This window comes from Nocardia sp. CC213A (assembly GCF_030766805.1).
In the GTDB taxonomy this organism is placed as follows: Bacteria; Actinomycetota; Actinomycetes; order Mycobacteriales; family Mycobacteriaceae; genus Nocardia; species Nocardia otitidiscaviarum.
The window spans coordinates 59,595-73,294 of record NZ_JASFXA010000026.1 but is presented as its reverse complement, the minus strand read 5'-3'; the positions used below and the strand labels follow the sequence as shown (position 1 = coordinate 73,294).

Annotated in this window: 10 protein-coding genes; all 10 read right to left on the bottom strand. The window is 71.0% G+C overall.

Features of this window, described 5'->3' with window-relative positions; all coding sequences use genetic code 11:
* Window positions 1-17: 17 nt before the first annotated feature.
* The 10 genes from QJS31_RS33270 to QJS31_RS33225 all read right to left on the bottom strand — a co-directional run bounded on the left by QJS31_RS33270 (window position 18) and on the right by QJS31_RS33225 (window position 13,691).
* Entirely contained in the window at window positions 18-1,991 is a 1,974-nt protein-coding gene (locus QJS31_RS33270; protein ID WP_306358599.1) for a hypothetical protein, read from the bottom strand.
* Between the two features lie 3 nt (window positions 1,992-1,994).
* Window positions 1,995-3,119 (bottom strand): VWA domain-containing protein, encoded by a 1,125-nt coding sequence (locus tag QJS31_RS33265; RefSeq protein ID WP_282786529.1) that lies wholly within the window; start codon window positions 3,117-3,119, stop codon window positions 1,995-1,997.
* On the bottom strand, window positions 3,112-5,457 hold the full coding sequence (locus QJS31_RS33260) for a DUF5682 family protein (RefSeq protein ID WP_306358598.1): 2,346 nt from the start codon (window positions 5,455-5,457) through the stop codon (window positions 3,112-3,114). Before QJS31_RS33260 ends, QJS31_RS33265 begins: the two co-directional genes overlap by 8 nt.
* A gap of 5 nt (window positions 5,458-5,462) precedes the next feature.
* On the bottom strand, window positions 5,463-6,551 hold the full coding sequence (locus QJS31_RS33255; protein ID WP_282785402.1) for an AAA family ATPase: 1,089 nt from the start codon (window positions 6,549-6,551) through the stop codon (window positions 5,463-5,465).
* Between the two features lie 96 nt (window positions 6,552-6,647).
* The gene (gene acs, locus QJS31_RS33250; protein WP_372341763.1) at window positions 6,648-8,591 is read right to left on the bottom strand and encodes an acetate--CoA ligase; all 1,944 of its coding nucleotides are present in this window, start codon (window positions 8,589-8,591) and stop codon (window positions 6,648-6,650) included.
* 46 nt (window positions 8,592-8,637) lie between these two features.
* Window positions 8,638-10,266: a cation acetate symporter gene (locus tag QJS31_RS33245; protein ID WP_282779095.1), complete on the bottom strand. Its 1,629-nt coding sequence runs from the start codon at window positions 10,264-10,266 to the stop codon at window positions 8,638-8,640.
* Window positions 10,263-10,622 carry a DUF485 domain-containing protein gene (locus tag QJS31_RS33240; protein WP_282779097.1) on the bottom strand — a complete coding sequence of 120 codons (360 nt, stop codon included), beginning with the start codon at window positions 10,620-10,622 and terminating at the stop codon, window positions 10,263-10,265. The genes QJS31_RS33245 and QJS31_RS33240 overlap by 4 nt, the downstream gene beginning before the upstream one ends.
* Window positions 10,623-10,795: 173 nt before the next feature.
* Window positions 10,796-12,556 (bottom strand): cation acetate symporter, encoded by a 1,761-nt coding sequence (locus QJS31_RS33235; protein ID WP_282779099.1) that lies wholly within the window; start codon window positions 12,554-12,556, stop codon window positions 10,796-10,798.
* Window positions 12,557-12,558: 2 nt separating this feature from the next.
* Window positions 12,559-12,921 carry a hypothetical protein gene (locus tag QJS31_RS33230; RefSeq protein WP_029924004.1) on the bottom strand — a complete coding sequence of 121 codons (363 nt, stop codon included), beginning with the start codon at window positions 12,919-12,921 and terminating at the stop codon, window positions 12,559-12,561.
* Window positions 12,918-13,691 carry a LytTR family DNA-binding domain-containing protein gene (locus QJS31_RS33225; RefSeq protein WP_282779101.1) on the bottom strand — a complete coding sequence of 258 codons (774 nt, stop codon included), beginning with the start codon at window positions 13,689-13,691 and terminating at the stop codon, window positions 12,918-12,920. The genes QJS31_RS33230 and QJS31_RS33225 overlap by 4 nt, the downstream gene beginning before the upstream one ends.
* Window positions 13,692-13,700: the final 9 nt, after the last annotated feature.

Here is a 13,700-nt window from a genome sequence, read left to right as displayed (position 1 = left end):
TATCGGTCGGCGTCGCGCTACAGCCGTTCCACGGTGACCAGGAGCCGCAGGTGGGTGTCGGCCCACTGGTCGAGGGCGGCGTGGCCGGGGTGGGTGAGGGTGCGGCACAGGCGATCCAGGGCGGTGGCCGCACCGGACAGACCGAGGCGGCGGAGGGTGGCGGCGGTGTCGGCGGCGCGGGCGGACCAGGTCGGGGGCAGGTGTCGCAGGCCGCGGTGGGGGAGTTCGGCGGACAGGGCGAGGGCAGTGGTGAGGACGGCGGCGAGTGGATCTGGTTGGGGCAGTGCGGCTCCCGACGGGGTCGGGTGGTCGGTGGTGGCGAAGGCGGGGACCACGACCGCCGCTGCGGCGACGACGGCGGTCGGGTCCAGGGTGAGGCGGCCGTGGTGGCGTTCCAGGGTTCCGGCGAGAAAGCGAATCGGACCCGCGTCGCCGGAGAGCGTGCGGGTGAGATCGTCCAGTGCGCCGGGGGCGGCGGCGGTGTGGGTGAAGGTGACGGTGGCCCTGCCCGCCGGGGCGTGCACGGTCGCCTCCAGGCGTTGTTCGTCCGGGAGGTAGTGGATGGCGTCGATGCGTTCGACCGCGACGGCACGTACCGATTCGCCGCGGACACGGGGGCGGATGACGGTGGGCGGCAGAGCGGCCAGGCGTGCGGCCTCGGCGTCGAGGTCGGTGACGAGAAGGTCGGGCGGCAGCGTGTCCCAGTCGCCGGTGGCGGGCAGCACCGAGGTCCGCGCCACGCGGCCGGTGGCCAGGCGCACGCCGCGGTTCGCCGAGCGGACGGCGGATTCGGTGACGATATGGCCCGCGGCCAGCTCGCGCAGGCGGGACGTGCCCGCCCGGCGCGCGCCGAGGGCGGCGGCGGTCGGCGGGACGGCGCCCTCCCGGACGGCGATCGTATGCCGGAGAGTGAGGACGATGCGCGCCTCGGGGTGGGCGAGATAGACCTCCACACAGCGGGATTCGTCATCACCGTGGACGCGCGCGCCCAAACCGGTGAGGCGGAGGTGGCGCAGCGGGGTCCGCGCGGCCTCCTCGGTGCCGAGGACCGCCACCGGGTCGCGGGCACCGGCGCGTTGTCGCGCCACCAATTCCGCGATCAGCGCGGCGGTGCGCAGGGGATCGTGGCGCGCGGCGCGATCGCGGTAGGCGGCGAGCTGGTCGAGCAGTTCGGTGAGCGCGTCGTGCGGCCAGCGCGCCCCGGCGGCGTCGAGGGCGCGATGCGCGCCGGCGAACACCTGCGGGAGCGCCGGACCGGCATGGGCGACACCATCTTCCAGTAGTTCGGCCAGGGGCGTCAGCACCGCCGCGGCCGCACTCGCCGCCGCTCCCGCCGCAGTGCCGTCGGCGTGGTCACCGACGGTGACCTCCACGGTCTCGTCAACCGTATCGACCGCGTCCGCGGCCCGGAATGCCCACACCGCCAGGACGATCGCATCGGCACGCGCCCCGCGGGCGGCATCGGTGCGGGCGTACGCCAGGTCACCGGGGACGAGGAATCGCACGGTGACAGCGGACAATTCGGCCGACGGCACCGGATCGTGCGTGGTGGCCCGGCGCACCCGGGCGCGGTACCCGGCGCGGCGGGCACGACCGGCGGCCGCGAAGGCGCGCGCACCCACCAGGTCGCGCAGCTGTTCGTCGGTGAACTCCGCCGGGGACCACGAGACGGCGGCCTCCGGTGTGTCGGCACGGGCGTATTCCGCGGTGGGCTCGGAGGTTTGGGCGTACGCGCGATAGGCGAGCACCGCGCGCACCCGGTGCCGGCACACCGTCGTCGCCGCACAGGTGCAGGACGACAGCTCCAGGGTCGTATCGGGCGGCAGGGTGGTGCGCACGCCGTCGGCGAAGGTGACCGCCACGGTGCCGTCGGCGGATTCGGTGAGTTCCGGGGGCGCGGCGGCGTTCTCCTTGGCCGCGCGCTTGAGAAGCCCCCGGTTGGCGAGGCTGATCAGGGAGTCGTCGGTGAGGGCCAGCAGGTCCGCGCGCATGGACTATCCGATCGTTTCCGCGATGAAGGCGGCCAGTTCACCGGGCGTCATCGCCCCCACGTGCACGCCCACATCGGCCAGCCGCTGCCCCAGCTCCCGGTCGAAGACCGGATCGGCCTGCTCGTCGAGGGCCGCCAGCCCCAGCACCGTCGTCCCCTCCGCGACGAGGGCGGCCGCCGTGCGCACCAGCCACGCCGCGTTGCCGCCCTCGTAGAAGTCACTGATCACCGCGATGACGGCGCGGCGCGGGTGCTCGACCAGCTGGGCCGCGTAGCCGAGCGCGCGGGCGATGTCCGTGCCGCCGCCGAGCTGCACCTTCATCAGCAGTTCGACCGGATCGTCCACATCGCGGGTGAGGTCGACGACCTCGGTGTCGAAGGCGATCAGGTGGGTCTCGAGGCCGGGCAAGCCCCACAGGCAGGCCGCCGTGACCGCCGAGTGGATGACATTGCCGACCATGGAACCGGACTGGTCCACCAGCAGGATGACCTGCCAGTTGTCCACATGGCGGCGGGTGCGTGCCCGGAAGTGCGCGGTCTCCACATAGAGCCGTCGCTGTTCGGGCCGGTAGTGGGCGAGGTTGGCGCGCACCGTGGTCGGGAAGTCGAAGTCGGCGGCGCGGGGGATGCGGCCGCGGCGGCGCGAGCGGGCGCCGAGCATCGTGGTGCGCACCTCGGTGGCGAGTCGTTCCATGAGCTCGCGCACCACCTGCTCGACAATGCGCCGCGCCATGCGCAGCACCTCCGGATTCATGAGGTGCTTGGTGCGCAGCACCGCGCCCAGCAGCTCGGCATTGGGCTCCAGCCGACCGAGCACCTCGGGATCGGTGAGCACGTCGTGTAATCCGTAGCGCTGCACCGCGTCCCGCTCCAGGCGCTCGACGGTGGTTTTGGGAAAGAGCCGGTGGATGTCGTCGAGCCAGTCCACGGCGTGCACGATGGCGGGGCCGTCACCGCCCTGGCGACGGATACCGCGCCGATCGAGTTCCTCGTCGCGGTCGTAGAGCCAGGCCAGTGCCGCGTCCTGGCCGGCGGTCGCGGCGCTGAGCGCGGCATCGCGGACGAGGCCCGACGCCGCCTCGCCCAGAATGAGCCGCCACCGTTCCAGTGTCGGATCGAGTTCAGTCATCGCCGCTCCCCAGCGGATTCGCGAGCAGTGCGTGCTCGGTCAGCAGTTCGTCCACCCGCGCCTCCAGCGCCCGCGCTCGGGCCAGCAGCCCCGCATCGGCATCGAGGCGCAGCAGCGTCGCCGGGGCGGCGTCCGCGCCCCGTGCCGCCAGCAACCGGGTGGCGACGCGGGCGCGTTCGCGGGGCGGGAACCAGGCGAAGGCCAGGCGCAGCGCGGGCAGAGCGGCGAGGAAGTCGGGCGGTGCGAACCGGTCGACGAGTTCGTCGAGCACCGCGAGCAGCGGCGCGTCGGTGTCGAGGAGTTGTTCGCGGGCCAGTGCGAACAGCCCGGCCAGGAAGTCGCCCAGGACTTCCGGCTGCCCGGCCAGCCGGACGGCCCGCGCCACATCGAGGGTTTCGTCCGGTGCCAGCGCCGCGACCAGGCCGACCGCCGCGCCGCGCAGTGCGGGCGGCCGATCGGGTGCGGCACCGCGCCGGAAGACCCCGACGATATCCGCGCGGTCGACGCTCAGCACGGCCGGTGCGTGCCGGGTGGTGTCACGAATGGCGATGAGGGCGTGCAGCATCCGGTCGTCGGCGGGTGCCGGACCGCCCCGGACCGCCTCGATCAGCCACAGCAGTCGCAGCACGGCGGCGTCGATGAGCGCGGCCAGGGTGGGGGAGTGCGCGGTGCCGAAGATCCGGTCGTGTCGCCACAGGCTCAGCGTGACCGCCAGCAGCTGTCCGAGACCGGCGGTGTCACCGGCGGATTCGATGAGGCCGCGGATTCGGTCCACCACCGTGTCGCCGAGTTCCGCGAGCCCGCACAGGGTGGCGTCGAACAGCACCTCGGCGAGGCCGCCGGTATCGGACCCGGCCGCGTCGAACCGTTCACCCAGCCGGGTGGCGGCGGCCTCGGCGCAGGTCGCGCCGAGCGAACCGGCTTCGATGAGCATCGGCAGCCGCAGCGGTGATGCGGTGACGCGCCATACCTCGCGCGGGTCCGGTGGCCGCCCGACCAGCGGCCCGCTCGTACGCCGGTACCCGGGAATGTCGAGTACGCGCAGCCGGTGCAGCACTCGGCTGGCCGCGAGGCCGGAGTCGGTGGCGAGATCGAGTTCGTACTCTCCCCGCTCGGGTATGCCGTGGCGGGCGAGTTCGCTGTCGGCGTCGTGCACGAGTGGCGGATGCGGGGTGTCCCGGTGCAGCCGCCCGGTCCGGGAACCCGACAGCGCGGCCACCATTTCGACCACCACCGGATCGGTGCCCGGACGCAGCCGTCCGCGACCGGTCCACGGCAGCGGGCGGTCGAGCGCCTCGGTGACCAGCGCCCCGGCGAGGCCGTCGAGAACATCCGTGCGCGACGGCGATCGGTGTCCGCGCAGGCGACTCAGACCGCCGGTGAGGGTGCGCGCGCCGATCAGAGCGGCGGTCGATACCGGCTGGTCCCGCTCCCGCAGCCGCCGCACCACGGCGCGGGTGATGTCCTCTGCGGCCTGTTCCGGCCCGTCTTCCCAGAGCCGCTGGTAGTACTCCGGCGACGGCATGCCGGACTGGTAGCCGTCGAAGGCGTCCAGTCGGCGAAAGCTGTAGGGCACCAGGTAACTGCCGCCGACACCGTCCCCGGGAAAGGGTGGTACGTGCGGCCAGGGGGAGTTGGATGGAGCGGTGCGCGCGGAAAGCAGGTGCTCGTCCAGGCGGCGCGCGAGTGCGGGCCGGTGGAAGCCGCCGGTGACCACCACGATGGGTGCGGGTCGCGTTCCGGCCGCGCGGTTCGCCGCGTCCACGGCGGCGTGGATCCAGCGGGCCATGTACTCCTCGCGCTGCACGTCGCCCGCGCCCGCCTCGTCGTCGCCCCGCACCAGATCGAAGTACGCGGCCAACCGTTCGGCGAGGGTGGCGTCGTCCCCGATTTCGACGAGGTGATCCCACAGCGTGTCGATATTGTCCACCGCGAACTCCCGGCACAGCCGCGTCACCGCGTGGTCGTAGCGGCGTTCGGCGTCGGCGTACCGGTTCTCGGTGTCGGCGAAGGCGCTGTGCCAGGCGGGCAGATCGATGAACCGCACCACGGACCCGGCGGCCCGGCCCTCGGTGAGCGCCACCCACTCGGGGGAGTAGTCGCACAGCGGAGCCCAGGACATGTGCCGGGTGGTCCGGTCCCGGTAGCTGGAGAACACCGCGATGGGCAGTTGGTGCCCGAGCAGCAGTTCGTCGAGTCGGTCGTTCATATCGACCGGCCCCTCGATGAGCACATACGCCGGGCGCAGGGCGCGCACGGTGTCGCGCACCAGCCGCGCGCAGGCCGGACTGTGGTGGCGCACACCGATGAAGGTGACCCGCGCCGCATCCCCCGTCATCCGGCTCAGCCCGGTAGCTGGAATCGCGCGTCGTGCAGGGACTTCCACGCCTTTCCCGACTTGCGTGGGGCCTGCTGCTCCAGATAGCGGCGCAGCCGGGCCAGGTCGTCCGGGTCGTCCTTGGCCGCGGTTCCGGCCAGGCAGTGCACGATATCGGCGGCGTCTCCGGCCTCGCCGCGCAGGAACCAGCCGCGCAGGCCGACGGCATGGGCCACCGACACCGCCTCGGCGGTACTCATGACCGCGGACATGCGGTCCAGGGCGTCACCGGCGTCGGTCGCGCCGCGGCGCAGTTCCCGGAAGGTGGTGACCAGCACCGCGAGTACGTCGCGCGGTGGGGCCTGCGGTACGCCGGAACGGTGCAGCAGCGCCTGCGCCTCCGCCTCCACCAGCGCCAGTTCGGCGTCGAAATCGGTGATGGGGAAGACGGTTTCGAAGTTGAACCGCCGTTTCAGCGCGGCGCTCATCTCATTGACGCCGCGGTCGCGGGTGTTGGCGGTGGCGATCACATTGAATCCCGCGACCGCGTACACCATCTCGCCGAGCTCCGGCACCGCCAGCACCCGATCGGACAGCAGCGACAGGATCGAGTCCTGCACTTCCAGGGGGCAGCGGGTGATCTCCTCGAAGCGCACGATCTTGCCCTCCCGCATGCCGCGCAGCATGGGCGCGGGCACCAGGGACCGCTCGGACGGCCCCTCGGAGACGAGCAGCGCGTAGTTCCATCCGTAGCGAATCTGGTCCTCGGTGGTGGCCGCACCGCCCTGGACGGTGAGTGTGGAATCACCCGAGATGGCGGCCGAAAGTAGTTCCGAGAGTAGCGATTTGGCGGTTCCCGGCTCGCCGGTGAGCAACAGTCCGCGGGTGGTGGCGAGGGAGACCAGCGCCCGGTCCACCAGGGAGGCGTCGCCGACGAACTTGCGGCCGATGCCGAGCGTCGGGTCGCCCACGATGAACCGCTTGGCGGCGTCGACGCTCAACTGCCAGCCCGGTGGCCGCGGCGCGGTGTCCTGCTCGCGCAGCCGAGTCAGGTCGTCGGCCCAGCGGAGTTCCGCGGCCGGGCGTTGTAGATGCTGGGTGGAACCGGTGGTCACGGCACGCACACTAACGTGCCTCGGTGACACGTTCGTTCGGATGTGTGATCGGTCGGCCCGGTCCCCTCATCGCAACCGGGCCGACCGATCCGGCGATCACCGGCGTGCGATCGCCTCGAACACGGTGGGGTCCACCAGGGTGGAGGTGTCGCCGAGTTCGCGGCCCTCGGCGACATCGCGCAGCAGCCGGCGCATGATCTTGCCGGACCGCGTCTTGGGCAGCTCGGGCACGATGTGGATGTCACGGGGTTTGGCGATGGGCGAGATCTCCAGGGACACGGTCGCTTTGAGTTCGGTGACCAGGTCGGCGCCGGTGTCGGTGGCTTCGGCGGTGAGGATGACGAAGGCCACGATGCCCTGACCGGTGGTGGCGTCGGAGGCGCCGACGACGGCGGCCTCGGCGACGGCGGGGTGGCCGACGAGGGCGGATTCGACCTCGGCGGTGGAGATGCGGTGGCCGGAGACGTTCATGACGTCGTCGACGCGGCCGAGGACCCACAGGTCGCCGTCGGTGTCGAGTTTCGCGCCGTCCCCGGCGAAGTACCAGCCCTGCTCGCGGTAGCGGGACCAGTAGGTGTCGCGGTAGCGCTCGTTGTCGCCCCAGATGCCGCGCAACATCGACGGCCACGGCTCATCCAACACGAGGTAACCGTTGGCCTCGGATTCCCCGAGTGCGACCGCGTTTCCGTCCTCGTCGACGACGGTGGCGGAGATGCCGGGCAGGGGGCGCATGGCGGCGCCGGGTTTGGTGGTGGTGACGCCGGGCAGCGGGGAGATCATGATGGCGCCGGTTTCGGTTTGCCACCAGGTGTCGACGATGGGGGTGGTGTCGCCGCCGATGACCTCGCGGTACCAGCGCCAGGCTTCGGGGTTGATGGGTTCGCCGACCGAGCCGAGCAGGCGCAGGGAGCTCAGGTTGTGGGCGTCGGGGATTTCGCGGCCCCATTTCATGAAGGTGCGCACCAGGGTGGGGGCGGTGTAGTAGATCGTCACCCCGTACTTCTCGATGATCTCGAAATGCCGGTGTTCGTTCGGAAAGTTGGGGGTGCCCTCGTAGACGACCTGGGTGGCCCGATTCGCCAAGGGGCCGTACACGATGTAGGAGTGGCCGGTGACCCAGCCGATGTCGGCGGTGCACCAGTACACGTCCTGGCCGGCCTTGTGGTCGAAGACGTAGTGGTGGGTGTAGGAGGTTTGGGTGAGGTAGCCGCCGCTGGTGTGCAGGATGCCCTTGGGTTTGCCGGTGGTGCCGGAGGTGTAGAGGATGAACAGCGGGTGTTCGGCGTCGAAGGGCTGCGCCTCGTGCTCGGGTGAGGCGTCGGTGACGGTGTCGTGCCACCAGAGGTCGCGGCCGTCGGTCCAGGGGACGTCGATGCCGGTGCGGCGGACGACGAGGACGTGGTCGACGCTGGTCGCGCCGCCGTCGGCGGCGAGGGCTTCGTCGACGGCGGCCTTGAGCGGGGCGGCGGTGCCGCGTCGCCACTGGCCGTCGGTGGTGATGACCAGTTTGGCTTGGGCGTCGTCGACGCGGGAGCGTAGGGCGGTGGGGGAGAAGCCGGCGAAGACCACGGAGTGGGTCAGTCCGAGTCGGGCGCAGGCCAGCATGGACACGATGGCCTCGGGCACCATCGGCATGTAGATGGCCACGCGGTCCCCGGCTCGCAGCCCGAGCCCGGCCAGTGTGTTCGCGGCCCGGGATACCTCGGCCAGTAGCTCGCCATAGGTGATGTCGCGGGAGTCCCCGGGCTCGCCCTCCCAATGGATGGCGATCTGATCGCCGTGTCCGGAGTGCACGTGCCGGTCCACGCAGTTGTAGGCGACGTTCAGCGTGCCGTCGGCGAACCACTTCGCGAACGGCGCGTCATCCCAATCCAGTACGCGGTCGAACGGCTGATCCCAGTGCAGTCGCCGCGCCTGCTCCGCCCAGAAGCCGAGCCGATCGGCGTCGGCCCGCTCGTAGAGCGAGGCGTCGGCATGGGCTGCCCCGGCGAACTCGGCGCTGGGCGGGTAGACCTCGGAATGGGTGACACTGCTGGACAATTCGATACTCCTTGACATGACGAGAGAGCGAGCCCGGGACGGGCGGTCAGTGCACGACGGCCTTCTCGGCGCCGACACCGGTGAGCGAGCGCACCTCCATTTCGGCGGCCTTGACCGGATCCTCCTTGTCACGGCCCACGAAGGTGCCGACGATGCCGAGCGCGAAGGCGAGCGGGATCGACACGATGCCCGGGTTGGACAGCGGGAACCAGTCGAAGCTCATCGACGGCAGCATGGCCGACTTGGAGCCGGAGACGGCGGGGGAGAACACGATCAGCACGATGGTGGAGAGCAGGCCGCCGTACATGCTCCACAGCGCGCCGGTGGTGTTGAAGCGCTTCCAGAACAGCGAGTACAGGATGGTCGGCAGATTCGCCGAGGCCGCCACCGCGAAGGCCAGCGCCACCAGGAAGGCGATGTTCTGACCGTTGGCGAGAATGCCGAGCCCGATGGCGAGCAGACCGATGATCACCGCCGTGATCCGCGATACCCGAACCTGTTTCGTCTCATCGACATTGCCGCGCTTGATGACACCGGCGTAGATGTCGTGGGCGAAGGACGCGGACGCGGTGATGGTCAGGCCCGCGACCACCGCCAGAATGGTGGCGAAGGCGACCGCGGAGATGATGCCCAACAGCAGCACGCCGCCGAGTTCGAAGGCGAGCAGCGGAGCCGCCGAGTTCTGGCCGCCCGCCGCGCCGAGGATCTTGTCCGGGCCGACGATCGCCGCCGCGCCGTAGCCGAGCACCAGGGTGAACAGGTAGAACGCGCCGATCAGGGCGATAGCCCAGACCACCGAGCGCCGCGCCTCCTTGGCGGTCGGCACCGTGTAGAAGCGCATCAGCACATGCGGCAGACCGGCGGTGCCCAGCACCAGTGCCAGACCCAGCGACAGGAAGTTCAGCTTGGACAGCTCGCTGCCGCCGTACTGCGCGCCCGGGGCGAGCACATCGCGCGCCGCCACGCCCGCATTGGTGGATTCGGAGACGGTGTGCTGCGCGGAACCCAGGATCTCGGAGAGGTTGAAGCCGAACTTGGCGAACACCAGCACGGTCATGAACGCCGCACCGCTGATCAGCAGCACCGCCTTGATGATCTGCACCCAGGTGGTGCCCTTCATGCCGCCGACCAGCACGTACACGATCATGAGAATGCCGACCACGGCGATCACCAGGGCCTGGCCCGCCTCGGAGGTGACATCCAGCAGCAGCGCCACCAGGCCACCCGCGCCGGCCATCTGCGCCAGCAGGTAGAACAGCGACACGGTCAGGGTGGTCAGCGCCGCGGCGGTGCGCACCGGGCCCTGCTTCAGCCGGAAGCTCAGCACGTCGGCCATGGTGAATTTGCCGGTGTTCCTGAGCATTTCGGCCACCAGCAGCAGGGCGACCAGCCACGCCACCAGGAATCCGATGGAGTAGAGGAAGCCGTCGTAGCCGTAGACGGCGATGGCGCCCGCGATACCGAGGAAGCTGGCCGCCGACAGGTAGTCACCGGCGATGGCGATGCCGTTCTGCGGGCCGGAGAAGCCGCGGCCGCCGGTGAAATAGTCGGCGGCGCTGGCATTGTTGCGGCTGGCGCGGATCACCACGATCATGGTCACGGCCACGAACAGGCCGAAGATCGCGATATTGGCGGCCGGATTGCCGACCGTCGTGGCGGCGAGATAGCTGGTCACGCCGGGCCTCCCTCGAGTTCGTTGCGGATGGCGGCGGCGCGCGGGTCGAGTTCGCGATTGGCGAACCGCACGTACAGGCCGGTGATCAGGAAGGTCGACGCGAACTGGCCGAGGCCGAGCAGCAGACCGAGATTGACATTGCCGAACACCTCGGTGGCCATGAAGTCGTGTGCGTACGCGCCCAGCAGCACGTACATCAGGTACCAGGTGAGGAACAGCGCCGTCATGGGAAAGACATAGCGCCGCAGTCGAGTTCGCAGCTCCTGGAATTCGGGGCTGGCCTGGGCGGCGACGAAGTCCTCGGCGGTGGGTACGCGGCCGGGCCGCGTACCGTCGTCGAGATCGGTACTGCTCATGGGAGAGTCCTAGCGTGTGATGTGGCTTACTTCGCCAGAACCGTAACGAGCGGTCGGGGGCTGGAACACGGTGTGGCCTGGGTCACTCGGTGAACCCGCGCGATCGTGCGGTGAGCGGTCGCTGCGTCGCGACGAACGGTTGGCGCGGCGGGCCGCTCAGCGGTGCGCGGCGATCATGCCGAGTGCAGGCCGCGCTCGCGGTCCGCGCCCATGCCGAGGCGTTCGGGAGCGTGCATGCGGACGAAGATGCGGGCCACCTCGCGCGCCGACTGGCCGCGAGTCAGCCTGCTGCCCAGCATCATCGTGAGGAAGGCGAGCGGAACGCTCACGGCCGCCGGATATCCCAGGATGGCGGCGAGCCAGCCGTTCGCCGCGGTGTCGCTGATCCCGCCCAGCACCGAGACCGCGGTCGCGCCGCCCGCGGTGAGCCCGCCGATGACCAGACCGGCCGCCGCGCCCGTCGCGGTGAGTCCGCGCCACCAGATGCCCAGCACCAGCAGCGGGCACAGCGTCGACGCCGCCAGGGAGAAGGCCAGGCCCACGGTGCGGGAGACATCGAGGGTCGCGACACCGAACGACAGGCCCAGCGGCACTGCGCCGCCGATGAGCGCGGCCACCCGGAAATCCCGGATGCGCCCGCGCAGCACATCGGTGCTGAGCACGCCCGCGATACTCACCAGCAGCCCGGACGACGTCGACAGGAAGGCTGCCACCGCGCCGGCGGCGGCCAAGGCGGCCAACAGCTTTCCGGGCAGTCCGGACAGCACCGCGCCGGGCAGCAGCAGCACCGCCGCGTCGGAGGTGCCGGTGAGCAGCAGTTGCGGCACGTACAGCCGTGCCAGCGCGCCGAGCAGCACCGGGAACAGATAGAACACGCCGACCAGGGCGATGACGGCGAGCGCGGTGGCGCGGGCGGCGCGACCGTCGGGATTGGTGTAGAAGCGCACCAGCACGTGCGGTAATCCCATGGCCCCCAGGAACAGCGCGATGATCAGCGAGTACACCGCGTACAGCGGATGCGGCCCGCCGAAGCCGCCGCCCGCCCGCACCCAGTCCGCGCCGTCGGCGGGTGCGCCGACCACGACCGGCACGGTGTCGCCGGGCTCGAGCACGACCGTGGTGTCCGCGCCGAGGGTGTGTTCACCCGGGGTGAGGGTGACCAGGCCGTGCACGGCGCGCCCGTCCAGGGTGCCCTGGATCGAGGTCACCTGCGGTGCGTCGGTGGGCATACGCACGGTGACCGCCGTGGTGACATCCACGGTGGTGCGCTGACTGACCGTGGGCGGTGCGGGCGTGCCGAATTCGCGGTGGTCGCCGAGGAAGTGCACGAGCAGGACCAGCGCGGGCAGGGCTACCGCGGTGAGTTTGAGCCAGTACTGGAACGCCTGGACGAAGGTGATCGAGCGCATCCCGCCCGCGGTCACATTGGCGATGACGATCACGCCGACCGCGGCCGCACCCACCCATCCCGGCACGCCGAGCAGGATGCGCAGCGTCAGCCCCGCGCCCTGGAATTGGGGAATCAGATAGAGCGCGCACACCAGCACCACGATCAGCGCCGCCAACCGTCGCAGGCGCAGCGAGCCGAGCCGGAACTCGGCGAAATCGGGCACCGTGTAGGAGCCGGAGCGGCGCAGCGGCGCGGCCACGAACAGCAGCAGGCCCAGATATCCGGCGGTGAATCCCACCGGATACCACAGGGCGTCGGCCCCGAATTTGGCGATCAGTCCCGCGACGCCGAGAAATGATGCGGCGGACAGGTATTCACCGGAGATGGCGGCGGCGTTGAGCCGTGATCCCACACCGCGCGAGGCGACCAGGAAGTCGGAGGTGGTGCGGGCCAACCGGACGCCGAGCGCGCCGATGGCGACCGTGGCGACCGCCACCAGCACCAGTGCCGCGAGGGTGAGCCCGGAGGCCGGGGCGGTGTCCACCCTCAGTCCTCGGCCAGTTCGGCGAAGTCCTGATCATTGCGATCGGCCAGCCGCAGATACACCCGGCCCGCCGCGTACAGCAGCGGAGTGGACAGCACACCCAGCAGCAGCCACGGCAGCCGGATGCCCAGCACCACCGTCGACCCCACGCCGAGGGCGAACAGCACGGGCAGCGCGCCCAGCACCGCGACCACGACCAGGCCCGTCCGCACCGCGAGCCCGAACTGCGCCCGAATCAGCCCGTCGATCATGGCCGCACCGATCTCGGTCTGCTCGGCCACCTCCACCCGCGTCCGCACCATGCGTGCCCCGCGCCGCTGCGCCAGCACCACCCGCTGCCGCACCGGCCGCTGCGGGCCGGTCATCGGACGGGCTTTCGCGGGCGGATGAGCCGCTGCTTGAGATCGCGCACCTGGCGACGGCTCACCGGCAGCTCCACGGCCGGGGCGGACCCCTCCGCGCGCAGGCACACCACGGTGCCGGTGCCGACCGTGCGCAGGCCGGTCACCATGCGCAGCGCGATCAGATACGAGCGGTGAATCCGTACGAAACCGGCTTCCCGCCAGCGTGCTTCGAGTTCCGAGAGCGGAATCCGGATCAGATGCGACCCGCTGGCGGTGTGCAGCCGCGCGTAGTCGCCCTCGGCCTCCACCCAGCTCACGGTGGACCGCTCCACCAGCCGGGTGACTCCGCCGAGTTCGACCGGCAGCACCTCGTCCGGATCGGCGCGAGTGGGCCGATCCGCCCGGGCGGCCGCGAGACGCCGCACCGCCTCGCCGAGCCGAGCCTCCCGCAACGGTTTGAGCAGGTAGTCCGTCGCCCCGATATCGAACGCGGCCACCGCGCGGTCGTCGTGTGCGGTCACGAACACCACCGCGGGCGGGTCGGCGAAGGCCGACAGGATGCCCGCCAACTCCATCCCGTCCAGTCCGGGCATATTGATGTCGAGGAAGACCGCGTCCACCGGATGCGCGCGCAGCAGCCGCAGCGCCGTGGTGGCATCGCCCGCCCGATGGATCTCGCCCACATCCGGCTGGGCGCGCAGCAGATAGACCAGCTCATCCAGGGCCGGTTGCTCATCGTCGACGGCCAGCACGCGTAGCGCGCCCGGTCCGCTGTCGCTGGTCGGGGTCACAATCGGGTC

Coding starts and splice junctions, on each gene's coding strand:
- QJS31_RS33270 (WP_306358599.1), bottom strand. CDS start 1,991: ATGCGCGCGGACCTGCTGGCCCTCACCGACGACTCCCTGATCAGCCTC.
- QJS31_RS33265 (WP_282786529.1), bottom strand. CDS start 3,119: ATGACTGAACTCGATCCGACACTGGAACGGTGGCGGCTCATTCTGGGC.
- QJS31_RS33260 (WP_306358598.1), bottom strand. CDS start 5,457: ATGACGGGGGATGCGGCGCGGGTCACCTTCATCGGTGTGCGCCACCAC.
- QJS31_RS33240 (WP_282779097.1), bottom strand. CDS start 10,622: ATGAGCAGTACCGATCTCGACGACGGTACGCGGCCCGGCCGCGTACCC.
- QJS31_RS33230 (WP_029924004.1), bottom strand. CDS start 12,921: ATGACCGGCCCGCAGCGGCCGGTGCGGCAGCGGGTGGTGCTGGCGCAG.